The organism is Zestosphaera sp., from assembly GCA_038843015.1.
In the GTDB taxonomy this organism is placed as follows: Archaea; Thermoproteota; Thermoprotei_A; order Sulfolobales; family NBVN01; genus Zestomicrobium.
In genome coordinates this window covers 118,827-142,732 of sequence record JAWBSH010000002.1, presented here as the reverse complement: position 1 = coordinate 142,732, position 23,906 = coordinate 118,827, and the positions used below count along the sequence as shown (strand labels likewise).

At 41.8% G+C, this 23,906-nt stretch carries 22 protein-coding genes; 15 read left to right on the top strand and 7 right to left on the bottom strand.

Annotated features, from left to right (window positions below; translation table 11 throughout):
- Positions 1–26 precede the first annotated feature (26 nt).
- Positions 27–2,189 (bottom strand): beta-propeller domain-containing protein, encoded by a 2,163-nt coding sequence (locus QXL29_02255; protein ID MEM2283414.1) that lies wholly within the window; start codon positions 2,187–2,189, stop codon positions 27–29.
- 138 nt (positions 2,190–2,327) lie between these two features.
- Here QXL29_02255 and QXL29_02250 point away from each other — a divergent pair, with 138 nt between their 5' ends.
- Complete coding sequence (locus QXL29_02250) at positions 2,328–2,750, top strand: winged helix-turn-helix domain-containing protein (GenBank protein MEM2283413.1); 423 nt, start codon at positions 2,328–2,330, stop codon at positions 2,748–2,750.
- 7 nt (positions 2,751–2,757) lie between these two features.
- On the opposite strand, the gene QXL29_02245 is transcribed toward QXL29_02250, so the two are convergent.
- On the bottom strand, positions 2,758–3,420 hold the full coding sequence (locus tag QXL29_02245) for a hypothetical protein (GenBank protein MEM2283412.1): 663 nt from the start codon (positions 3,418–3,420) through the stop codon (positions 2,758–2,760).
- 166 nt (positions 3,421–3,586) lie between these two features.
- On the opposite strand from QXL29_02245, the gene QXL29_02240 reads away from it, so the two are divergent.
- From QXL29_02240 to QXL29_02230, 3 genes are all read left to right on the top strand, one after another.
- The gene (locus QXL29_02240; GenBank protein MEM2283411.1) at positions 3,587–3,826 is read left to right on the top strand and encodes a hypothetical protein; all 240 of its coding nucleotides are present in this window, start codon (positions 3,587–3,589) and stop codon (positions 3,824–3,826) included.
- An 86-nt stretch (positions 3,827–3,912) separates the two neighbouring features.
- Positions 3,913–5,289, top strand: a complete 1,377-nt coding sequence (locus QXL29_02235; protein MEM2283410.1) for a hypothetical protein — start codon at positions 3,913–3,915, stop codon at positions 5,287–5,289.
- A gap of 150 nt (positions 5,290–5,439) precedes the next feature.
- Complete coding sequence (locus tag QXL29_02230) at positions 5,440–6,333, top strand: MBL fold metallo-hydrolase (GenBank protein MEM2283409.1); 894 nt, start codon at positions 5,440–5,442, stop codon at positions 6,331–6,333.
- Between the two features lie 3 nt (positions 6,334–6,336).
- Here QXL29_02230 and dapA read toward each other — a convergent pair whose 3' ends face one another.
- The gene (gene dapA, locus QXL29_02225; GenBank protein ID MEM2283408.1) at positions 6,337–7,236 is read right to left on the bottom strand and encodes a 4-hydroxy-tetrahydrodipicolinate synthase; all 900 of its coding nucleotides are present in this window, start codon (positions 7,234–7,236) and stop codon (positions 6,337–6,339) included.
- Between the two features lie 243 nt (positions 7,237–7,479).
- Positions 7,480–8,253 carry a 5'/3'-nucleotidase SurE gene (gene surE / locus QXL29_02220; GenBank protein ID MEM2283407.1) on the bottom strand — a complete coding sequence of 258 codons (774 nt, stop codon included), beginning with the start codon at positions 8,251–8,253 and terminating at the stop codon, positions 7,480–7,482.
- 198 nt (positions 8,254–8,451) lie between these two features.
- On the opposite strand from surE, the gene QXL29_02215 reads away from it, so the two are divergent.
- The 9 genes from QXL29_02215 (at position 8,452) to QXL29_02175 (ending at position 17,743) form a co-directional block, all read left to right on the top strand.
- Complete coding sequence (locus tag QXL29_02215) at positions 8,452–8,694, top strand: hypothetical protein (protein ID MEM2283406.1); 243 nt, start codon at positions 8,452–8,454, stop codon at positions 8,692–8,694.
- Between the two features lie 18 nt (positions 8,695–8,712).
- Complete coding sequence (locus QXL29_02210) at positions 8,713–9,168, top strand: metal-dependent hydrolase (GenBank protein MEM2283405.1); 456 nt, start codon at positions 8,713–8,715, stop codon at positions 9,166–9,168.
- 57 nt (positions 9,169–9,225) lie between these two features.
- Complete coding sequence (locus tag QXL29_02205) at positions 9,226–10,614, top strand: TldD/PmbA family protein (GenBank protein MEM2283404.1); 1,389 nt, start codon at positions 9,226–9,228, stop codon at positions 10,612–10,614.
- Positions 10,615–10,616: 2 nt separating this feature from the next.
- Positions 10,617–11,945, top strand: a complete 1,329-nt coding sequence (locus QXL29_02200; GenBank protein MEM2283403.1) for a TldD/PmbA family protein — start codon at positions 10,617–10,619, stop codon at positions 11,943–11,945.
- Between the two features lie 187 nt (positions 11,946–12,132).
- Positions 12,133–12,396, top strand: a complete 264-nt coding sequence (locus QXL29_02195; GenBank protein ID MEM2283402.1) for a MoaD/ThiS family protein — start codon at positions 12,133–12,135, stop codon at positions 12,394–12,396.
- Positions 12,397–12,493: 97 nt separating this feature from the next.
- Positions 12,494–13,681: a hypothetical protein gene (locus tag QXL29_02190; GenBank protein MEM2283401.1), complete on the top strand. Its 1,188-nt coding sequence runs from the start codon at positions 12,494–12,496 to the stop codon at positions 13,679–13,681.
- Positions 13,682–13,973: 292 nt separating this feature from the next.
- On the top strand, positions 13,974–15,287 hold the full coding sequence (locus QXL29_02185) for a sodium ion-translocating decarboxylase subunit beta (GenBank protein ID MEM2283400.1): 1,314 nt from the start codon (positions 13,974–13,976) through the stop codon (positions 15,285–15,287).
- A 66-nt stretch (positions 15,288–15,353) separates the two neighbouring features.
- Positions 15,354–16,280, top strand: coding sequence for an aspartate carbamoyltransferase (pyrB, locus tag QXL29_02180; protein ID MEM2283399.1), 927 nt, complete (start codon positions 15,354–15,356; stop codon positions 16,278–16,280).
- Positions 16,281–16,306: 26 nt separating this feature from the next.
- On the top strand, positions 16,307–17,743 hold the full coding sequence (locus QXL29_02175; GenBank protein ID MEM2283398.1) for a THUMP domain-containing protein: 1,437 nt from the start codon (positions 16,307–16,309) through the stop codon (positions 17,741–17,743).
- Here QXL29_02175 and QXL29_02170 read toward each other — a convergent pair.
- Entirely contained in the window at positions 17,699–18,706 is a 1,008-nt protein-coding gene (locus QXL29_02170) for a dual specificity protein phosphatase family protein (GenBank protein ID MEM2283397.1), read from the bottom strand. The two genes, QXL29_02175 and QXL29_02170, sit on opposite strands and share 45 nt — an antisense overlap.
- A gap of 66 nt (positions 18,707–18,772) precedes the next feature.
- Positions 18,773–19,726 carry a radical SAM protein gene (locus QXL29_02165; protein ID MEM2283396.1) on the bottom strand — a complete coding sequence of 318 codons (954 nt, stop codon included), beginning with the start codon at positions 19,724–19,726 and terminating at the stop codon, positions 18,773–18,775.
- Between the two features lie 228 nt (positions 19,727–19,954).
- Between QXL29_02165 and QXL29_02160 the strand changes: the two genes are divergently transcribed.
- Positions 19,955–20,464, top strand: coding sequence for a DUF2148 domain-containing protein (locus tag QXL29_02160; GenBank protein MEM2283395.1), 510 nt, complete (start codon positions 19,955–19,957; stop codon positions 20,462–20,464).
- Between the two features lie 87 nt (positions 20,465–20,551).
- Positions 20,552–22,009 carry an SLC13 family permease gene (locus QXL29_02155; protein MEM2283394.1) on the top strand — a complete coding sequence of 486 codons (1,458 nt, stop codon included), beginning with the start codon at positions 20,552–20,554 and terminating at the stop codon, positions 22,007–22,009.
- 62 nt (positions 22,010–22,071) lie between these two features.
- Here QXL29_02155 and glmS read toward each other — a convergent pair whose 3' ends face one another.
- Entirely contained in the window at positions 22,072–23,892 is a 1,821-nt protein-coding gene (gene glmS, locus QXL29_02150) for a glutamine--fructose-6-phosphate transaminase (isomerizing) (protein ID MEM2283393.1), read from the bottom strand.
- Positions 23,893–23,906: the final 14 nt, after the last annotated feature.

Here is a 23,906-nt window from a genome sequence, read left to right as displayed (position 1 = left end):
ACTTTATTAGACTAAAAATAAATAGGTTATTTTTCAAGAATTATTTGACCTAACTCCTCGTAAGTGTTAGCGTCAAATATCTTTATGAGATTCGGTGAAATCGTGAACAATTCATCACCTACGTAAGCTACCCGTAAGCAGTATTCGTGAGGAAGCACCGCCTTAACTCTCAGCGTGTCACTCTCGTAACTCACTACTAAAGCACCACTAGATACGTAATATGTAGCATAACTAGTTATGGGAATCATGAGTAGCTCTTTCTCTGGATATATCGTTACTGCGTGATGATCGTGTAGGGCTTGAGACCACGCAGAGTACACTGTAATCTTTGAGATCTCACTCATGTCGGTAGGGTCTGTAACGTTAAAGAGTGATATCTTCAAGTTAGACCCCTCAACACCTATACCCAACAATCTGTCTCCAGATAATGGGTGCAGGTACTCACTAAAACCAGGCATTTTAAGAAAACCTAGAACGCGCGGGTTATTAGGGTCTGAAATGTCTATAGCGAATAACGGGTCTACCTGCCTGAACGTGACTAAGAAGAAGATACCGCCTACTAATCTAGCTGAGTATATCCTCTCTCCACGAGCAAGACCTGTTAAAGAACCCACTATTTGGAGACTCATTAAGTCGACTACGAACACGTTGTTGCTGGTTTCACCGACGACAGACACGTACACGATCAACGCAGGTCTGGTGTATTCGTAGGGGGCTTGCGGCATGTCCCACTTAGTTATAGGAATGTTTCTCGACACACACCCACTAACAGAGCATTCCTGAATGACTATTTCTTGAGTCTTTACTTCCCTGCTGGTCGTGGTGTAGGTCTTGACTAGAGGCTCAAACAATACTACTACCGAGTAATTATTTTCTGTCGTAGCAGTTATGAAGTAATTGTCTGCTTCCTCCATAGCAAACTGGTCAAGGAGGTGTCCTGAGACGTTGAAGAATCCTCTTAAACTTATCGTAAGTCCCTCAACAGAGAAGACGTAAAACGTGGTCGTGTCATACTTAGGTTCTTTATTGACATCACTAACTACCTTATTAAGTAATTCTTTGCGGCTCTCCTCATCCATGCTTAAAAGATAGTCCTCAACTTTTTCACGAGCTACGTCTAGCCAACCCTTATTTATTAGCTCAATTACTTTGCTCGCTGTCTCGTTAGGCATGTAGTTAGCGAAAGTCCTTAACGCGAGTATGTACGCGTTAAGAAAGCTAAACCTACTCTCACGAGCTACGTAGAGGTTATTGAGAGACATGTAGAGCCAGCTACCACCACCGGTTAAGAACGTGTAGGTCGCGTAATCCAGTCTCTCAAGATTCAACGCCAGTATTAGCGTGTATGAGCTGGGTATAACATCCACTACTACTAGAGTTTCTAGCGGCACAGGCTCCTCATTAACTAAAGGCAATATAGGTTCGCCAACATACGTGTTGGTTACCACATACAGGTGGTTTCCTGAAAGCCTCGAACTCAACATACTACCAGTTATGGTAATCTTACTTAGTAAGACTGGGTTGCTAGCATTACTGATGTTGTATATATACGTATACACGTTAGGAGTTCCAGGAGGTATCATGAAACACCTACACTCTAAGTCGGGAATTATCGGATATCTCGTCTGTGCTTCAGTAATGACTACTAGCTCGTCCTTGTAGAGGAATAAACCACTCACATACTCTTCTAAAACAAGAATACTCAAGACGGTTTTTCCGGCGACACTCACAATAAATACCTTATTACCTGAAGCGACTACCATTAACTCACCGTTGTTTTTCACTATGTCTGGTTCGTCAATACCCTCAACCTGAACGTTAGTTTTAGAAGTTACTGCTTGTTGTTGTGAGATAGTGTAAGTAGTCGCAACCTCTGCTAACATCGGCACGCCCACCACTCGCGGCAAGTTATAAGGGTAGACTAGTTGATTAACTAGTGTATTTAGACTCAATGAAGAGCTCAAATACTGAGCTAACTCCTCATAACTACTAAACTTCCTTAAATCTCCTGATGTTAAGGAAACGTTTATCTGTTGACCGCCGTAAGAGCTACTAAACTGATATGCCGGTACAGTTCTAGTTTCTACGGATTTGTAAGTCTCGCCGAAAATACTACTCATAATGAGAGGTAGAGACGCGCCAATAACTAGAGACATCACGGCTAGTGTTATGAAGATTTCTCGCTTCATTACATCACCTCAACAAACTTCTTGGTTTAAGATTAGATAACTCTATACCTAGAACACTATTGTTCGAATATTAGAACACTGAGGAAATTCAACCTCTTTTTTAGTGAGAGTTACGTAACAATATTAGTGGCATAGTTGATGAGTGCTCAAGTTGAAGACTTAAGTAGGACTGCTCTCAAGATATATGTTTATCTCCTTGAGTCTAAAGACCCTAGAGGAGTTAGAGACATTGCTAGATCACTAGATATGCCTGTGAGTAGCGTGTACTACCATCTTAAGAGGCTAGAAGACTTAGGAGTTATTGGTAAGAGGGGGGATGGCTACGTAGTCGTTAAGATTATTCCTTTAGAAGGTTACGTGTTCTTAGGGAGGAAGCTAATGCCGAGACTCTTAATCTATTCATTGTTTTTCTTGGGTGTTAGCCTGAGTCAAGCATACGCAGTTATAGTTGATAGATCCATAACTTCAGATAAGATATTGTTACTAGTCTTAAGTATAGTAGCTTTCATTCTATTCTTTCTTGAAGGCCTGAATATGAGGTCTAAACTTAAGGTCTCGTAGAACAAAACTACTTATGCTTTCTACTCTTTAAGTATAGAAAAACAAAAACCAAGACTGAAATGATTACTACTGAGACTGCAATGACGGTTGTAAGGTTGCCTTCAGCTCCGGGCTGGCTAGGAGGTAAGCTAGTAGTGGCATGTGTAGCCGGCTGAAGCATCACGACCGTAATCTCCACTACCTCACTCCCCTTATACTCTAGCAGTAAAGTCTCACCGACTAAGTCTATCACTGGATTACCAGAGTATGTTAGTAGCAGGAACTCTCCAGGCACATATACGGTGCAGTCACCTTGAGGTCTCAACCTAAACTTAAAGACGACGTCGTCAGTTATTTCAGCGTTGTTGACGATGACATACAAGAGTTTAACCCACTCAACACTACTCACCACATTAACGACTGCCTTATCCCCAACTAAGTCAACCGGTAAGAAAGCTCCATCCGAGTCTACGGCTTGAAGTGTTGACGCGTCGAAACCTTGCTCTAGTGAGACTTCCAGAACCTGTTGTGAGACATTCGAGAATATCAACTCAACTAGCACAGACCCGTCTGTACTCAGATAGTAGTTAGTCATGCTTGGCTGTGTAGCAGCGTAGTAAGTATTAGCTGATAATAGATTAGCAAGCAAGAACAAACTCAAGAAAACACTTACTTTAAGACGAGCGCTCACTTACTACATCACCGCATTTTACTAAGTAGGTGTTCTTTATAAGTAACTTGCTACTTTGTTAGTATCATAATACATAAAAAGGCTCAGGCAAGAAGGAAGTAGGGGGTCTCTCTGCCAGTAGTCTGTGTTTCAGGGTGTTTCAACAAGTGTTTCAGAGGTGATTATTTTGGGTTGGAGGAAATATAGTTACTGGCCTAAGAGTCTCACTCCAGACCAGAGATTTCCTTATAGGGACTCAGAATGGGTTTTCAGGGGTTGCTACTGGAGGTGGTTGGCTCCTAAAATACTTGAATCCTATAGCAAGGAGGAAGAGATAATGTACCTCGAGGGACTTTTGTCTTTCCTTCGTCAACGCATAAAGAAGATAGAAGAGAGGATTAATGAGTTAAGGAGCTCTAAGAGTTAGAGTCGTGTATTGCAACGTATTGCAGTAGCGTTTCACAGTATTACTAATATTAAATACTGTAGAGAACTTTAGTGAGGTGAGACCAGGTGAAAACTAGTAAGAAGAAGCTCGCAGGTCTTGCTCTGTTGCTAGTTATTGGAGCTTCAGTCATCCCAGCATTCTCGTTAATAGCAGCTGCTCAGGGTACTGAGACGGTCGGGGAGACTCGCAGAGGACCCGAACACGCTGTAGAAGTCTTGATATCTAGAGTTGAGTTGCTAATAGGTAGGATTAGAAGCTTCGCTGAAGCCTATAACATATCCCTAGATAACAACATGACATCACTTATTGAGGAGGCAGAGAACCTTATAAATGAGGCGAGAGAACTTAAGAACACGAACTTAACTGAGGCTTTGAGTAAGGTGCTTCAAGCTACTAGGCTAGTAACTCCCGTGTATGTTTACGTAATCCAGAATCTACCTCCGACAGTCAAGGACGACTTCGCCGTGAGAAGAACTGAAGCTCAGTTTCGCGTGAGAGAAAAAGTGATACTAGCACTAAACGCGACAGTAAAGTGGTTAGCTGAAAGAGGTATAGAAGTTCCTGAGTGGGTTCTAAACAACATATCTAAAGCACTTGAGTTAGTTGAGGAAGGTAAGCAAGCACTAGCCGAAGGCAACGTAACAAGGGTTAAAGAAATCATTGTCGAGGTTGACAGGATTATTAAGGACGTTAATAGAGCGTTGAGGATAGAATTAAGAGCTAAGTGGGTTATTGCAGTATGTAATGAAAGAGTTTTAATGTCTCTAGTAGCTCAGGTCAACGCGTTAATTCACATAGTTAATGAATCGGCTGAATCTATAGAAGCGTCAAACTATGAGGAAGCTATGGAACACCTTAACGCCGCCTCTAAGAAAACAGACTTCATACTAGCTTTAATTGAGCGTTTAAGACCATACGCGAGCAATGACACGGTTTCCTCTCAGATCCTAAACATAAGTGAGGAAATAGCTAAGACTTTAAAGAACAGCGTTAATGATGCTAGAACTGCTTTAGAAAATAACGATCCAGATACTGCTCTCATAATACTCTCTAACGCATTAGAGGAGGTGCAGCCTCTCTTCGACCAGTTAAAGAGTTTAGCTAGGTGGAAGCAAAGCGAGTTAGAAGAAATTAAAAACATAGCCTGGAGAGTTAGAGAACGTGTTAAGGAGCGTGTGCAAAGATTAATTGGGGTCTACGTAGGGACATCACTCAAGCTTAACTGGAGAATAACTGTTCTTGAAGAGTCATTAAATACGTTAAACGTTTTACACAGTAGTGGGAGAATCTCTTGCCAGACATACTTAAACATATTGAAAGCGATGAAAACTTTTGTAGAGGAATTATTAGATGCCGTCCCGCAAAGCATGTACGTAGTTAGAGCCAGACTAAGCAACTTATTGAACGACATCAACGCATACTTAAGCAACACGACCTGCTAATTTTTTATTAAAAACAAAACAATTTTTATTAAAACACGTATTTTCTAACCTTAAACTGCCAAAGAACTAAACTTAACCTACTCCTCAGTACGTCCCATAAATCTCTATTTTATAATTTCTACTCGTTAGTATTAATATGAGGAGTGTTTTATGAGTCTCGCTCACGTTTCTGATAACGTATATGTTTTAGAAGGACGCACTAACGTTGGCGTGATCACAGTTGAGGACAAGGAATGCCTCGTCGTCGATACAGGGGTTAGTAGAGATCATGGGAGGAAATTATTCAATATCCTAAAAAACGCTGGTCTAAAAATTAAAGCTGTGATAAACACGCATTCTCACGCAGACCATATAGGTGGTAACAAGATAATTTTAGAGAGGAGTAATGCAACCTTCTATTCAACAATTACTGAGAAACCTTTTATTGAGTTGCCTTTAACTGAGGTAATATACTTGTACGGTGCGTACCCTCCAGAAAACTTGAGGAAACACGTGATTGAGGCTGAAGGCGTTCCTGTCGAGGATGTTAGTAAGCTGATTAAAGAATATCCTTTCTTGAAACTTGAGGACCTATCAGGCCATAGTATTGGTATGATTGGCATAGGAGTTGGTAACGTGTTATTCTCTGCTGACGCATTCTTCCCTAATGAGATTATAAAGAAGTATGTAGTCCCTTACCACTTAAACGTGCAAGAAGCCCTAAAGACTCTTAAGAAACTTGATACCGATATACTAAAGAATTATGAGGTATTAGTCCCTTCTCACGGTAATATGCTTAAGAAAGAAGAAGCTCGGCAACTAGTGAATTCAAACATTGAGGTCATAACTAATATAAAGAACGTAATCTTAAAGAACGTTAATAGCGGACTCACTCTTAATGAATTAATTAAACGCGTCTTAAGAGACTTAGCTTTAACTCCTCAAACTACGATTAATTATCTTCTGACTGTTTCAGCTCTTAAATCTTATATAGCGTGGCTGGTGAACGAAGACTTTATAGAACTGATTATCTCAAATAACGAACTATATGTTAAGAGAATTTGAGCGTTAAAAAATGTAGTTAATAAAATCACTTAGTAGTTCTTTTGCGAACCTGATGAACTCTTCTTTCTCTCTGCTTAGTGGTGGTCTTAGAACGGGTTCTATAGGTGCCCCCACAATCGAGAGTGATGCCTTAACCGCCGCTATAGTCGAGGTCCCTAACTCTATCAACTTAGAGAGTTTCAAGAGCTTCATGTAGAGGCTGTAGGACTTAGCTATATCTCCTGAAAGCCAGGCGTCGTAGATGCTTTTATGGAGCTTAGGAGTTAAATTAGATAGCGCTACGACACCCCCGTCACCACCAATCATTAAGTTAATTAAGAGGTACTGATCCAGACCTGAAAATACTGAGAAGTCACCCCTAACTTCCTTAACTTCCCATATCACTTGCTTAAGGTATGTAAGACTATCATGAGTTATTTTAATTCCTACTAAATTGCTATACTCAAGAGCTAACTCTTTGACTACCTGCACTGGCAGTGAGACCCCTGTCAACGCTGGGAAATGATATATAAAGAGAGGAAAATCTAACGACTCAGCGATTTTACCGTAATGTTTCTTAAGCTCTTCCGGCGTTGGCTTGAAGAAGTAAGGCGTTATTACTATGCCGCCATCAGCACCCAAGTCCTTAGCAAATTTACCAAGCTCTATCACTTCCAACGTGGTGTTGCCACCTATACCTGGCAGAACTTTAACTCTCCCATTAACTAACTCGACTACCTTCTCTATCAACTTCCTCTTCTCCTCTAATGAGAGACTGGCTGACTCCCCGGTAGTTGAGTTTGGAAAGACGCCGTTTACACCACCTCTAACTAAATGATTAATTAGCCACTCAACAGCCACATAATCTATCTCGTAGTTTTTATTGAAGGGCGTTATCATCGGAGTTATTATTCCCTTAAACATAGACTAACCCCCTAATACTATAGCGCATAACCTAAATATTTGATATCACAGGTATAGGTATCCAAACCTCACTTACTGGGGTTCCGTAGCTCTGATGTGTTTAGTTGTTTTGCTAACTCCGGGTTGCGATGACGGACTATCCTTAGAGTTGCTCGAGGATGAGTCTTGAAAGACGTGGATGCGCGCCTCACGTCACCGGGCTCGAAAGGTACTCATGATCCTGCGTAGAGCGACTATCATTGGTTATAAGATCTCGAATAAGTTTTTGAGCTCACCTAGCTTTTCTAGAGCTTCCTGATCTACGTTCAGGTTTATTTTTAGGGGGGTTATCGTGGCGCAACCCTCTTCAAATAAGCTCACGTCACTTTCAGGTTCTGCGACGCTCCTTATACCGGCCAACCAGTAGTACTCTCTGCCTCTAGGGTCTATACTCTTCTTGTACGAGGCCTCCCACCTAATTTTAGTGGCTCTTGCTACGTGAATGCAGTTCCTGAACTTGACTGGAATGTTAATTGAGAGGACGTCTACGCCGCTAGGTAGCCCTCTTCTGGCGACGTACTCCACCACTCTTCTAGCTATTGTGGTGCTTACCCTCTTGAAAGATTCCTGTTCAAAGTCTTCGAAACTTTCTACGTCTGAGGAGAATGCTATCGCCGGTATGCCCATTAGCGCAGCTTCAATAGCTATAGCTACGGTGCCACTGTAGAATATGTGTTGGAGTGATAAATTATCGCCTACGTTAATACCTGATAAAACTAGGTCAGGCTTGAACTTAAGTATTTCAATAACTAAATGTAGTGAGTCTATTGGTGTCCCGTCGCTCACGTAAACATGCCAGTTAAGCCACTTCTTCTTTGATAAGCGGAGTGGTCTATTGAAAGTTATTTCTCGGCCGGTAGCCGACCTAGGAAATTCTGTAGAAGCTATAACTACCTCACCCAAGTCTTCAACAGACCCTGCAAGTAAGTAAAGTCCAGGACTTAAGTATCCGTCGTCGTTTGACACTAGTATCTTCACTTGTATCCCTAAGCATCTAGGGAGTGAGAAATTAAAAACACTAGTACGTAATAGTTTAAATTAAATTTGTTACTTCATACTTAATATTTAGGTGTTAGAAGACTGCTAAGGATAGTATTTCCTGTTAGCAAGTATGAGGGCCTTCAATCACTAATTAATGAAAGCTTCAAAGACACACGTTATCTAGTTCTTGCTGAAGTGTCCGATGATGGGAGCGTTAACGAGTTGAGCTACGTTGATGTGAAAGATTATGAGTCTCCTGCGTCAATAGTGAGGAGAAAGAAGGGGAATGTAGTAATTTGTGACTTAATTGATGACTTTAGCAGAGCTTATCTGCTAGTTCTTGGTGTTGAGGTTATTCAAGGGTTTAAGGGCACTGTTAAGGAAGGACTCGAAAAATATTTGAGAGGTGAGCTAGCTCCTCCCTCCATCAAATACTGAGTAGACGAGGTATAGATATTGGATTGGAGAGGACACCTGGGTTTTAACCTCCTCGTTACGTCAACTCTTTTCTACTTGATAAATTTATCGGGAGTAGAGATTAACAGGATCTTGATTGCTTCCTCAGTTCTTTCTTCTTTGCCAGACATAGACTTGAGACTTGAGCTACCACATAGAAAAATAACTCACAATATCTTCTTCGGCTTAATTATTTCCCTGACGGCTGGCTACATAGCAAGCTACTTAGGTTTTAGCTTCGAGGTAGTAACTTTCTCGTTTTTAATTGCTTTCATAACACACCTGCTAGGCGATTTACTAACTAAAATGCCTTTCAGGCCTTTATATCCTCTCGTCAAGACGCCAGTGGCTCTCAGACTATTCAGGTCTAGTAGTAACATAATCAACACATTATTTCTTATTTTGGGTGTCGCGGCGTATTACGTGTACGTTAACAAGTATGGTTTCTCTATATGATTCCCGAGCGAGTGACGAATTTATTTACGTCGGATGAAAATTTTTATGGTGTAGTTAGTGTTAAAGGATGTAGCTCTGAGAGCCTTAAGAATAGCTGAGGTTTCAGGAGTTTCTTATGCTGAAGTTAGAACACAGTTAATCTTGTACGAGTTAATTACTGTTGATAATGGTGTCTTAAGAGAGTTTTCAAGGACTTATAGAGCAGGACTAGGTATTAGAGTCCTCTACAACGGTAGTTTCGGTTTTTCTTCTTCTAATGAGTTAGATGAAGATAGTATTAGAGAAACTGTTTCTAGAGCTATTGCAGCCGCCCGTGTTTCTAGAAAAGTTGGAGTTCTAGGTGAGAGAGAGTCTAGTAGGGGTAAATACACGTCTTCTTGGGAAATCAGACCAGAAGAAGTCCCAGATGAGGTTAAAGCAGAGTTTCTGATTAGAACTAATAAGGCGGGACTAAGCATTGAGGGAATAAAATCTTCTGTAAGTAGGCTCGGTATTCAGCGTGACTGGAGATACGTAGTGAGCTCTGATGGAGTAGAACTCGAGTATGAGTCTTACCTGACTGGAGTAGCGCACCTAAGTGTTGCTGTTGAGTCAGGCTCTATGGAGAGAGTTTATAATCAGGAGTCTTCAGTCTCGGGTTGGGAATTCATTGAGAGAAGAGATTGGGAGGAATTTGCGCAGGAAGTTAGTAAACTCGCCAAAGAAGCGGTTAAAGCTCCGCTGCCTCCTGCTGGGAGAACGCGAGTTATTGCTGATCCGGAAATGGTTGGGCTAATACTTCATGAAGCTTTCGGACACGCAACAGAGGGTGATCTAGTAGCTTCAGGTACTTCAATACTCAAGAACAGACTTGGCGAGGAAGTAGCTTCACCATTGGTTACGATAGTTGATGAAGGAGTCGTTAAAGGAGGTTATTACGTTCCGTTTGACGATGAAGGCAACCTTAAGAAGAGAACTGTAGTAGTTGAGAAGGGGTTGCTCAAGTCTTTCCTAACTAATAGAGAGAGTGCGGCACGACTTAATCTACCAGTGTCAGGTAATGGGAGAGCCCAAGACTTCACACACATGCCTATCGTAAGACAAACGAACTTTTTCATGACGCCGGGTGAATGGAGTCTTGAAGAGATGATTAGAGAAGTTAAGGAAGGCTTATACCTAGTTGGTAGAGGAAGTAACGGGGGTCAGGTAGATACGGGTGCAGGCACCTTCACCTTCTCAGCAGGTCCTTCAAGAGTTATAAAAAATGGCGAGTTAGGAGGACTTGTAAGAGGAGTTGTGGTCTCCGGTTCTATACTTGATACGTTAAGAGGTGTGGAAGCAGTGGGCAGAGACCTGAGAATAACTACGTCAGTTTTCGGAGGGTGTGGCAAAGACTCTCAAATGGTGAGAGTAGGTGACGGAGGTCCGCACATACTTATTAAAGAGCTAGTAGTGGGTGGTGGTTAATTATGGACCTAGAAAAAATCATTAGGAAGGCTGTAGACTTAGGAGTTTCTGAAGTAGAGGTATATCTAGCGAGAATATCTGAGACCTCACTCACTTTATCAGACGTGATTGAAACTTCTAAGTTCATCAAGCTCTCTTCATTAGGTATGAGAGTGGTTGTCAACAAATCCGTTGCTATCGTGGGCACTCAAGACCTAAGTAGCGAGAGTATCGAAAAATCTTTAAATTCAGCTATATCCATCGCCAAAGTTAGTTCTCCCGACCCTAACTGGATTAGCATGAATAAGAAGGTTTCGCAGACTCATGTAGATGACTTATTTGATAAAGATACTGCATATGCGACACCCGAGGATCTAAAGCAGGTAGCTACAGAACTTCTTGAATCGGTTAAAGAGGGGTACGGAGGTGCGAGACCTGTTAGGGGTGCTGTGTCAGCTAGGTCTATTGAGGTTACCTACATGAACTGCTATGGAGGTCCCCTAACTAGATCTGAGACGATATCAAGTCTTTATATTTACGCTAGAGTTGATGAAGGGGGTAAGACAGGAACATATAGTGAGCACGACATCCAGAGAAGCTATAAGAAGTTAAGAGCTAAAGAAGTTGGTTTTGAAGCAGGAAGTAGAGCTAGGGAATTTATTTACGCGCAAGAACTTCCTAGCGGCACCTACGAACTAATCCTGTTTAATCGTGTAGTGAGCTCTATAGTGCCTGTCATGATTGCTCCTGCAATCTCGGCTTTAAATGTCCAGCAGGGCAGGTCCCCACTTATTGGAAAGCTAGGAGAAGAGCTAGTCTCTGAGCACGTAAGCATAGTGGACTTAGGAGCCTCACCTGAAGTATTAGGTTCTAAACCCTTTGATGACGAAGGTCATCCAACAAGAAACACTATTCTCTTCGAGAAAGGCGTTCTCAAAACGTATCTCTACGATACTTACACAGCCTTAAAAGAAGGCAAGGAATCTACAGGTAACGCTTCAAGAACCTTCTCAACAGCTCCAGTACCGCAACCACACCACCTGCGCTTAATGCCTGGTGAGGCACGATTAGACGAGTTAATCAGTGAGACGAGAGAGGGAGTGCTGGTAATGGATACTATAGGTGAGTGGCTCTCTAATCCAGTGAGCGGACACTTAAACGCTACTATAACACACGCTTATCTAGTCCGTGAAGGAAAGCTAGTCAAGCCTATTAAGGGTGCGGTAATCACCGCAAACGTTTACGAGCTACTTAAACACCACATAGAAGCTGTAGGAAGAGATCTGAGAATAGAGTATGGGGTCTCAGCACCCTCACTGAAGTTTAGTAAGGTTAAAATAGCTGGCACGTAATTCCGCGTAGGTTGATTTAACAGAAATATTAGTTTTCAAAGAAATAACTATATGCTATGATGAGTTGAACTCCGCTGAAAGATGATTGGGGACTCGAGCACTGAGCACGTAAGCTCCTTAATTTGCTTGAGCCTCAGTAGAGGAGGATTTAAGCGTGTTAAGCATATTAGGAGTAGGAGGAGCTTTAATGGTTAAAGTGAGAGTGACTTACATAGGCTTTTTGGCTGAAGTAATAGGTCTTCACACAGAAGTTGTTGAAGTGCCTTCAGATAATACTACCGTAGAAGACCTGATTAAGTTCCTAAGCTCTACGAGACCCTCTCTCAAGAAGCTCGTGAATTTCGTACCCCTGATACAGATCTTCGTGAATGATGAGGAAGCTACATTAAGCAAGACTCTAAAAAATAATGATAAAGTTACCCTAATGCCGCCACTATATGAGGGTGGCTAATACCCGCACCCACACAGAGACTTAAATAATAGGAAAACTCTTTAAAACGGTTATGACTCCTCAGATCTATTAAGGGGAGTCATAACTAGTGTGGCTGTTGCTTTCATCCGTATATGTCGCGTTTTTAGGGCTTAGCGATATAGTTATTGATTTAATAGCAATTAATTATTATAAAGTTAACGCCGTGACTTTAGGACTTCTTAGTAGTTTGTGGATTTTTGTATACGTAGTAGCCTCAAGACTTGCTTCAAGAATAGCTGAGAATAAGGGTTCTAGACCTCTAGTAGTTACCTCGGTATTAACTACGTTACTGTTATTCTATTTCTTATTCACGCTCGGGGATTTCTATTATCTTCTTATATCTCAAGTACTCCACTCACTTAGTGTGGCTTTAATTAGGAATAGTATCTCAATAACAATACTTAATAGCTTAGAAAGTGAGGAGTGGGATAGTACTAACAGGGTGTTCTTCCAATTTTCTATGTTTTTCGAGGGAGTTTTTCTTTATGTCACTTCCTTCTTCTCGCTAGCTTCATTGGTTAACTCAGTGACTCTTCTTTCAGCCGCGTTCCTCACAACGAGCATCTTTCTGCTCTTATTCATGCCGTCTAGCAAGTTATCTTTTTCTAGAGACCTCTTTAGAGCAGAGAAGAACATTAATTCATCGCTTTCAACAGTCAGTATTCTCTCGTCTATAGGTTATGAACCGCTTTACACGCCTTCTAAAGCGAGAATGCTCTCACGCATGCTAGAAACTAGACACACTCTAACTATTGGTGACGTGCTAGCGTCTGTTGCCGGTTTTAGATTGAGCAACTCTTTCTTTTTTACTCCTCTAGCGTTCATATTCCTTAGAGTCTTAGGATTGAGTAGCGATTCTGTGCTAGCTATCTACGGCCTCGCGAAGATAGTAGCTTCTATCTCTTTGAGTTTCTTTCCTAAATACTTGGGCAAGAAACTAGCAATGATAGTACTGGCATTCAGACTTTTAATAATGACTCTATTAGTAAGTTCTCTCTTAACACGTAGCTATGAATTAATAGTTGCATTAACATTAACTTACTTATTCAATATAGCTTTAGATACTAAGTTATATTCTCTTTATATAGAGGCATCACTAGCTAGTAACCCGTCAACATACTCAATAGTATCTGAGTTTTCGAACATGGTGGGTGCTTTAATGTCCGGTTATTTAATAACCTTAGGAGGCTTGCCAACAACTCTAGTCTCCATATTAACAACAACACTAGTTTCTTCGAGAGCTATTATTAAGACTGGTTCCTGAATAGCGAGACCTCCTCAATCACGAAGAGAGCCTAACGCAACTGTTTCTGGTTTCGTGAAGGTTTATAAGGTTTGGTATCCATGCATTCGCCACGAGTACACCGAGATATGGGGGCTTCATCACAGCTGTGAACCTAGTGAGGAGCTATGGATTGGGATTACCCTGAACGGGTGGAGACTGATGGTGTAGGCACTGATGATTGGCGCTCCGAACACCTAACTAGCAATCCTTACTTCTTGTGGGAATTAACGTATTTTTATACTTGACGATTAACTTCTATTTAGTGAGCTATATGAGTGTGGACCTCTCGCTCATCTTGCCGGGACTGCAACTTGGAGATCCTGTAGAGCTCTCCATTAGGTTGTTATTCCTGGTGTGGGGGTTTGCTCTACTTATTCTAGGTCTTAAGAAGATAGAACCCTTGCTAATGATTCCTTTAGGTATTGGAATGGTCTTAGCTAATGCTCCGGCTCTGCATCTAGCTAAGTATGTGTGTGAATCTTTCACGACTAGCGAGTTCGTAAGTAGTGGCTTAAGCAGTGTTTCAGGACTCGTACAAGTATATAATATCTCAACGAGCGCAGGCCCCCTCATTAGAGTTTGTGTTCCTGAATCGACAGCTCTTCTAGCGTGGGTCTACCACCTCATTGTCAGGACAGAGATAGGACCTATACTCATATTTGTTGGTATAGGAGCTATATCAGATTTTAGACCACTACTTTCTTACCCAGTAGGTGCTTTAATAGGTTCGGCAGCCCAGTTAGGCATTACCGTCGTGACGTTAATAGCCTTAACTACAGGTTTCTTCACACTACCAGAGTCTCTGGCCATCGGTGTCGTAGGAGGTGCTGACGGACCAACAACCATATATACAGCAACAAACATAGCTCCTAATATCATAGGTCCTCTGACTATAGCCGTTTACAGCTACATAGCCTTAGTACCTATAATACAGCCACCTATAGTTAGGGCACTCGTACCTCGTAGGATTAGGGGCATGAAGATGCCTAAGCCTAGAGAAGTTTCTTCAAGCGAGATAATAATCTTCTGGTTCATAGTGCTTCTAGTGATTGCTTTCTTAGTGCCGGCAGCTCTGCCTCTAGTAGCTGCATTAGCCTTAGGTAATATTGTGAAGGAGTCGGGAATCAGTGAAGTTGTCGCAAGATATGGCAAAACTATAGCAGACCCACTCCTAGATACGGCTACCATATTAACAATGATTGGTGTTGGGTCAACTCTCTCCTACGACTTCCTGGGTCAATTCGTGGAGGTCCAGACAGCTGAAGCATACTTAGCGTTCGTAGGTAAGGCGTTCGTGATCCTCGGTCTTGGTCTAGTAGCCTTCGCAGTGTCTACGGTGGGCGGCATAGCTTTTGCGTGGCTACTCAACATAGTAACTAAAGGTAAAGTAAACCCTGTCATAGGTTGCGCGGGCGTTTCTGCCGTACCAATATCTGCTAGAGTAGCTCAGAGAGAAGCTCAGTCGGTAGACCCGTCTACTTACGTGCTCTTCCACGCGCTAGCACCCAACGTTGCTGGAGTAATAGGGACAGCCATAGTTGCCGGCTACTATATATCATACGTGAAGTACTTCTACACGCCCTGAAAAGCTATGTCCCCAAACTAAGACTTATTTTTAATCTTAAGTGTGAATACTATTATGTGATAAGTCATGAGTTCCCTAAAAGGAAGAGACATAGTTTCAGCTTTTGACTTCGAGAGAAGCGATCTTATTAGGCTCTTCGAGCTTGCAGAGGAACTTAAGAGAGAAATAATTAGCAAGGGCACCTTAGACTACGCTAAGGGTAAGGTAATGATTACAGCGTTCTTTGAGCCTAGCACAAGAACTAAAATAAGTTTTCAGTTCGCCATGACTAGGTTAGGAGGGTTAGTGATCGACTTCATAGAGGAAGTCTCAAGTCTTAAGAAGGGAGAAACTGAAGAAGATACTATGCGGATACTAGATGGTTACGGACCTGACGTTATAGTTATAAGACATAGCAGACCCTTCTTCCCCCACAGCGTTAAAGACTTTGTTAAAGCACCAATAATAAGTGGCGGCGACGGGACGAACGAGCACCCGACGCAAGCATTGCTAGACGTCTACACTATGTGGAGAGAGTTTGGTAAGGTAGACGGTCTTACTGTAGGAATAATGGGAGACTTGAAGTACGGCAGAACAATACCCTCACTCTCATACATGCTCACAAGATTCAATGACATAACGATTTACTACATAGCACCTAAGCAACTTCAGGTTAGGGAAGAAATACTTAAGAAGATTGAAGGGAAGCTCAACTACTACTTAGTTGAGAATGTTGAGGAAGTTATTGAGAAGCTTGACGTGCTATACGTCACTAGGTTACAGAAGGAGAGATTTGAAGATCCGCAAGAGTATGAGAGACTTAAGGGCTCTTACGTAATTACGAGGAGCTTACTAGAAAAACATAAGAAGATCCCAATAATAATGCATCCTCTACCTAGGGTGTGGGAGATAACGACAGATGTTGATACGTTACCGCAAGCTAAGTACTTTGAGCAAGCTCAGAACGGCATGTACGTTAGAGCAGCACTGCTTAAAGAAGTTTTAGGTGTCTAACTAGACATTAAGTAGGATATAGAACAATGTCTTACAAATACTTAATAACTGTTTCTGGGGAACTCCCTCTTAAGTCTTGGCGTAGTAGGCCAAGATTTTATAGGACATTAATCAAGAACATAAGTGAAGTTCTTCGAGAGTATGGCTCTACTAACTACAGTTTTAAAATTATTGACGCGAAGATCTTCCTAGAATCCGATGTAGACGTGTTAGAAGACTTAAGTAAAGTTTTCGGCGTGATGAAAGTAGGTGAGGTTGATCTAATAAACTTCAGTGACTTGAGAGACCTTGTTAGTAAGGTAGGCGAGCATGCGACAAGTCTAGTTACTGGTAAAAAGTTTGCTGTTAGAGTTAAGAGATTCGGTACTCACCCGTTTACGTCACTTGATGTAGCTAAGGAGTTAGGTGCTTTCCTGAAACCATACTCGGCAGGAGTTGATCTTGAAAATCCTGAGGTAGAGATAAACATAGAGATCAGAGGTCCCATAGCATACTTCTACAAGAGATTAATTACTGGAGTAGGGGGGCTACCTATAGGTACTGAGGGCCGTGCTCTCTCCCTATTTTCTGGAGGAATAGACTCACCCGTGGCCGCCTGGCTTACAGCTAAGAGAGGAGTTAAAATAGACTTTCTTCACTTCTTTATGGGTTCTCCTAGCGCAACCCGCCTGGCTTTCACAGTAGCTAAGACACTCACTTATAATTGGTTCTACGGACATAACCCGAGATTCTACTTGGTTGACTTAACTAACGCGCTAGACTATATTAGGACAGACGTGAAGTGGGAGTTTAGGCAAGTAGTTCTGAAAACGCTGATGTATCACCTAGCATCCAAAATAGCTGCTGGAAGTTATGACGCCGTCGTAACAGGCGAGTCCATTGGTCAAACATCAAGCCAAACACTAGCTAACTTGAGTGCTGCACAGGCAGTGTCTGGTTTACAGCTCCCTGTTTTAAGACCCATTGTAGGTCTTGATAAAGAAGAGATAGTTAGTATCTCTAAGAAGATAGGTACTTACGAGACATCAGTTATGGTGGGTGAGCCTTGCTCGATAGCCCCTTCACGAGTCAGAACTAAAGTGACTGTCGAGGAATTACGTAGCGAATTTATGAAGCTTCCTGAAGACCTAGTAATTAAGACTCTAAAGACTCTCAGAGTTCTTGAGGTCAGGACTTCTAGTCTTGATGACGTAGTGCCTGATAAGACTGTTGTCATCGAGCACATACCTGAAGATGCGGTAGTAATAGACCTTCGTGATTTAGACGCGTATCTTGAATGGCACTATCCAGGAGCTCTACACTACGAAAACATCAACTTAGAAGGGTTAAGAGACAAGACATTAGTCCTATACTGTGATAGAGGGAATAGAAGCTATATAGAAGCCTTAAGACTGCGTGAGAAAGGATTTAAAGCATACTCATTCATTGGCGGGGCTGAGAGTCTTAAGAGACGCTTGACTTAATCCGAGAAACTTCGCCCTAATATTGAGGAAACCCAGCGTTATCGTCTTAACACTATATCCAAGCACCTCACACATCTTAGATAGTGAGTTTTCTACACGCCTCTTAACTATACTGCATGAAGACATGAGGTCAGCACTACAGTAAAGTACTGCTTCTACTAAGTTGTTCCCCTCAGTTCTTATCTCTAAATCCTCAACGCATTGATTTCTTGGCTCGTCAGCAACTATGAATAATTCAGCGTACGTTTTAAGGACGCTTGCTAAGTCGTTATTTAGTTGATTTAAATTTAAGTTACTTATGTTTGGGAGTTTCATAAAAATGCATCCTAGTTTCTGAGAATTAAGGTATTGATTGACGCTACTGAATAGTTCTTGAATAAGCAGATCTTGGGGTATTTTAGTGAGTGAAGCTATCGCGTCAGAATTTTTGAGACCTAGTTGTAGTACTTTCGACACGTGATCTCTAGATTGCTTGTCTTGACACTTAAGCGAGTTTAGAAGTTCAGCAGGGTTTAAATACCTTAGCAAGGTGTCGTAAGCTTTCAATACTGAGAGTTGCTCAACAGATTCTAAAGATCCCTCCCTAAGCTTTCTTATTCGATCTACTGATTCTAGCCAGTTTTTCCCGTGCTTACGGATAAGGTACGCTGCAGCTACCGTGGCAGACCTCCCGTAACCTCTGGCGCAATGAACATATACCCTGCCGCCTGAATCAATCCTGCTTAAAATCCACTCAACAATGAATGCTAAATCGAGTAGTGGCGGAGACCTGAAGTCAGGAACTGGAACCTCTAACACCTCAATACCTAAGCTCTTCAGAAAGTTAACGTCATACTTAACTTCGTGAGGGTATGTTAGAGCAACCACGTGTGTATACTCTCTACTTAACTTGCTGAACTCAGCATTAGTTAGGGCAGGTCCAAAAGAAAACCACTTATCCAAGACTACTACTTTATTATTCACCCCCTCACCACCTATTTACTCTATACTATTAAATCTTATATCACGTCAATGAAAGAACCTACTTCCTTATTTGCCTGCCACGTAGTTGCCTCTGACCGGTATCCGAGTATTACACCGAGGACACTTGTAGATACTCCCGTCTCTCACTAAGTTAAACTCAATCACTCTATAATTATAGCGTGTTATGAGGGTTTTACCACATTTAGGACATTTAGTCGTTTCAAGTTCAGGGATTCCAACATTACCTACATACACGTATTCTATTCCTTCTTTCCTAGCCTTATCGCGTATCTCTAGAAGCTTCCTTAAAGGAGTCTGCTCTTCTCTCCATTTATGTGCTGGATAATATTTGTTCACATGTAAAGGGACCTCGGGTCCTAACTCACTCACATGCTTGTCTATAATCCAGTCTACGCATTCCTCACTATCGTTAGTCTTAGTTACTACTAGGTAAACCATCTCCACGTGCCCCCCACTGTCAAGAACTAACTTCGCGTTCCTAAAGATCTTGTTGTGGTCTATGTTGGGCAACGCTCTCTTCATGTTAGGACATCCCTTTATGTCTATACTCCAGCCGTCGAACCCAGACTCTATTAACTCATTTAGAGCTTCTAAACTCTGGTACCCGTTAGTCACTATAGTTAAGTAAAGACTTTCACGCTTAGCTAGCGTAGCAACATCTATTAAATACTCGTAATTAATCGTAGGCTCATTAAAACTTGCTGAGAGCCCCTCATCTCCTAGAGACTTAGCTAATCTAACTAGGTATGATGGCTGTACTAGAGGTTCGTCACCCGGATGCCTAAAACTCAGGAAGTGATTCTGGCACCAAGGACAGTAAAAATTGCATCCAAAACCAGAAAATGTCAATGCAGTGCTGTTAGGCCAGTAATGAAAGAGGGGTTTTATTTCTATAGGTCTGCTTTCAACAGCACTTAACTTTCCATACCCTATTGAATACAGTTTGCCGTCTAGGTTAACATAATTCCCACAAAGACCTTTCACACCCTTCCTCAGCACACATCTTCTCTCACAAACCAGGCATACTACTGAGTCCTGCTCAGTGAGCGACCGATATAGCCTGCCTTCAATCATAGACTTAGACCACGACCCCGTAAGAGAATCCGTAAGAAGTCTTTTAATCTATTTAGAATAAAAGGAAATCAAAACACATAATCGTTGTGCGAATATTACTTAAACATAATTTAAATTTATATTTATACTAAATCTAGATATGGTGCTTTACTCATGATAGAGTTTGAGGAAGCTCTGAAGGAAAGTGTTCTTGAAGTTGCTAAGATGATGGCACTCTCTGCTAGAACAGCTCCTAAGGCCAGAGGCGTAGATAATATTGAGGTTAAGATTCTTAATACTAGAGAGGAACTCGAGTTACTAGCTAGTAAAATGGAAGAACTCTCAAAAGATTTTGGAGATTTCTTTCTCAGAGATGCTCAGAACGTGAGAAACAGTATTGCGGTAGTATTGATAGGTGGTAAGATCGTGGATTTAGGACTTAAAAATCCTAAGAATTGGGGACTTGATGCCGGCTTAGTGTGCTCTCTAGTAAACCTAGGTATAGCAATAGGGTCTGCTGTTAAGACTTCATCACTACATAACGTAGACAACAGAGTGATGTTTACTGTAGGTGTAGCCGCGCAAGAACTAGGTTTAATTAAAACTGACTACGCTTTCGGAATACCTCTCTCAGCCACATCTAAGAACATCTATTTTGATAGGAGATGGCCCCCGCCTAAATAAAGCTTAAAATGTCAGGTGTTTCATGTGAGATTTTCTTTTAAAGTAATCGTACTGGTTGCTACGTTATTTCTTTTCTCGTACTTACTCATGAGTTCATCTACTATACCTCACACCCCCTTAGGAGAAGAAGTAATTAAATTTTGGTGTAGCACAAGAGGTAATTATGCGTTAGCTACATGCGAGGAAATGCTGAGTTCTCCGAGTGGTATTTACCACCAAGTCTTATCACTCGGTCTCTTCTTGTTAGTAGTGGGTCTCACAGTAACTTCCATGAAGTTACGGTATTCTGCTGCTTTTCTTTCAATAGCCTTGCTAGTTTTTGCTGGTGTGATTCCTCCTCAAGAACTAATATCTGGTGTTGAGTGGAGACTAATCCTCTTCTTAATAGGCAGCATGACTTTTGCTTACATACTACGCAAGCTAAGAGTATTCGAGTATATAGCACTTAAGATCTTGAGTTTAAGTGAGGGTTCGCCACAACTTCTAGTACTATATTTGTCTCTCTTCGCCTGGTTTCTAGCATTAACAGTAGATGAAGTAACTAGCATAGTTTACGTAATCATGCTAGTTCTCGACATAAGGAAAATAACTAAATACGATGTGAGACCCCTAATAATACTCGCAGTTCTAGCCACTAACACTGGTAGTATGGCGTTACCAGTAGGTAACCCTATAGGTATATACGTGTCTTACGAAGCTCAACTTACTGTCAGCGAGTTTCTCTATAGAGCGCTACCTCTTTCATTCATTACCTTGTTAGTAATGACGTCAGCATCATACATCATACTTAGGAGTTACTTATCAAGACTGTTTCTCAAGTTAACTAAGGAAGACATAGAAGCTATAAAGACTAAATCATTTGCTGACCTGACCCTGCAGGAGCGTAGAGCTATTAAGTTTGGTATTGCCCTACTCATAGGCTTCCTGACAGCGATAGCCTTAAACAGCCCCCTCTCAGAACTAATATCATTAGTGAGTGTTTCTTACGTAGACCCTCACTCTCTTCTCTCATTTACTCCCTACGTATTTATACTTTTGTCATTAACTCAAATTAGAGCTGAAGAATTAGAAGTTTTCATAACTAGAGGTGTTGAGTGGCCTTCTATATTATTCTTCATAGCTTTATTTATGTTAGGTCACTCCCTGCTTTGGAGCGGTGCCGCACCCAAGATAGCCTACCTAAGTCTATCAACTGTTGCTAGCAACTCTGGCATAAATTACAGCCTCCTCTACATAATCTTCTTGTCTTTAGCAGCAACACTTAGTTCGGTACTTGATAATTTGTCTGTTATAGTAGCGATGACTCCGATAGCTAAAATAGTGAGTAGTCTATCAAACTCTAAGTCGATATTCTGGGTGCTCTTATATGGGGGTACTTTAGGCGGCAACTACACACCGATAGGCTCCACAGCCAACATAGTAGCTTTAGGGATGTGTGAGAGAGCCAAGATAAGTCTAGGGTGGTCTTACTGGCTCAGAATAGCTCTCTTAGCAACAACGCTACAGATAATCATAGCTTCGCTGTGGTCATATCTACTTCTATAGGTACTGCGTCCGAAACAAATCTGAGAGTCTGTTCTTCATAACAAGAGTGTCTTCAAAACATCTTAAGTAGTTAAGGCCTTAACAAGTCCTGGAGGAGTATCTATAGGTCTTCCAAGCTTGCTACCTAACCTGTAAGACAATAGCTGAAGAGCTACGACAGTCGCGATAGGCGATATAACTTTATCAACATAAGGTACTTCTATTAAATCTCCAACTCCTCTCCCGTCAGAAGTTATAGTGACCACTTTAGCATCCTTAGATAGGACTTCTTTAGCCACCTTATTATAAAGGTCTAAAGCTGTTTCTTCGACAGGCTTTATAAGTATTATCGGGTAACCCTCTTTAACTAGAACCATAGGACCGTGCCTAACCTCACCTAGTTGTAGTCCTTCAGCGTGTATTAAGGCTGTTTCTTTGAGCTTGAGAGCTCCTTCAAGAGCTATAGGGTAGTTTATGCCACTACTAGAGACGTAGAGACTCTCCCAACCCACTAGTTTATCCGCAATTACAGAAACGTTATTGTCTATTAAGGGCAGCATGCTTGATAAGTCTTTAGCAAAACTCCTTAACTTATCATATAAGTTTTCTAAGTCTTTCTTTTCTGCTAAGCCCGTGTGGAGTCCTGTGTAAGTAGCAAGTATGGCTAAAGTAGCTAGAGTTGAGGTGAAGGTCTTTGTCGCCGGCACAGCCATTTCAGGACCTGCACCAATAGGTAAATACACGTTAGACTCTAGTGAGAGTCTTGAACCAACCACATTAGTAATCCCAATTATGACAGCTCCTCTCTGCTTAGCTAACCTAATACTCTTAATGACGTCACTAGTCTCGCCGCTCTGACTTATAGCTATGATTACTGTTCCTGTAGATACATTATCTAACGCGTAGTATGGAAACTCGGCAGCGCTAATCACGTTAACAGGCGTATCTGAAATCTCACTGAAGTAGTAAGCCGATACTAAACCGGCGTGGAGGCTAGTGCCTGTACCCACTACATAGACATTCTTAGCCCCGTAAATTATCATTGAAGCTAACCTGAGGTACTTGTCCATGAGGGTGTAGGTAGTCTTCATTAAAGCTTCTGGTATTTCATAGATTTCTTTCAACATGTAGTGAGGATACCCGGCTTTCTCAAAGGTTCCTGGAGAGTACTTGATTCTCTTATGCGTGAGTTCCTTAACCTCACTTAACGTCCTTACGTCAAAGACCCTCATCGCGTCAGCTCCTATCTCAGCTAGAGTGTCATCCCCCAACACCAGAGCGTCTTCAGAAAAGCCGTAGAGACTTGGCATGTCACTTGAGATATAGTAGCACCCGTCTCCCTTACCAATCACTATTGATTGCTCATTGTTGACTACGTATATTTTATGAACGCCTCTAACTAACAGAGCTATAGAGTAGACTCCTCTCAACTCTTTAGTAGCCTTAGCAATCGCTTCTAAGAGGGTATTCCCCCCTTTCACGAGGTCTTCAACCAAGTGTGCGAAGACTTCCGTGTCTGTCCTAGAAGCAAATACATGACCTCTCTTTTCCAACACTTCCTTAAATTCCTCAAAGTTTTCTATGATTCCATCACCTACGACAGCTATTCTACTTTCGCAATCAGTTAGAGGGTGTGTGTTCTCGTATACAGGCCTACCTCTACTAGCATATCTCACGTGCCCTAATGCTATGCTCGCCGGGATGTAATCTAGGTTGATGTCTCTGGAGGCTTCATTCAGTGATTTAGGCGACTTACGTATGATTATGTTACCTGTCTCGTCAAGGTAAGCAACTCCAGTCCCATCATAACCTCTATACGTTAACCTCCTCAACCCTTCTCTAACTACACCTGCAGGTATTTGAGAAGCACACACTACACCGAAAATCCCGCCCAAAGCAATCACCTAAGAATAATTAG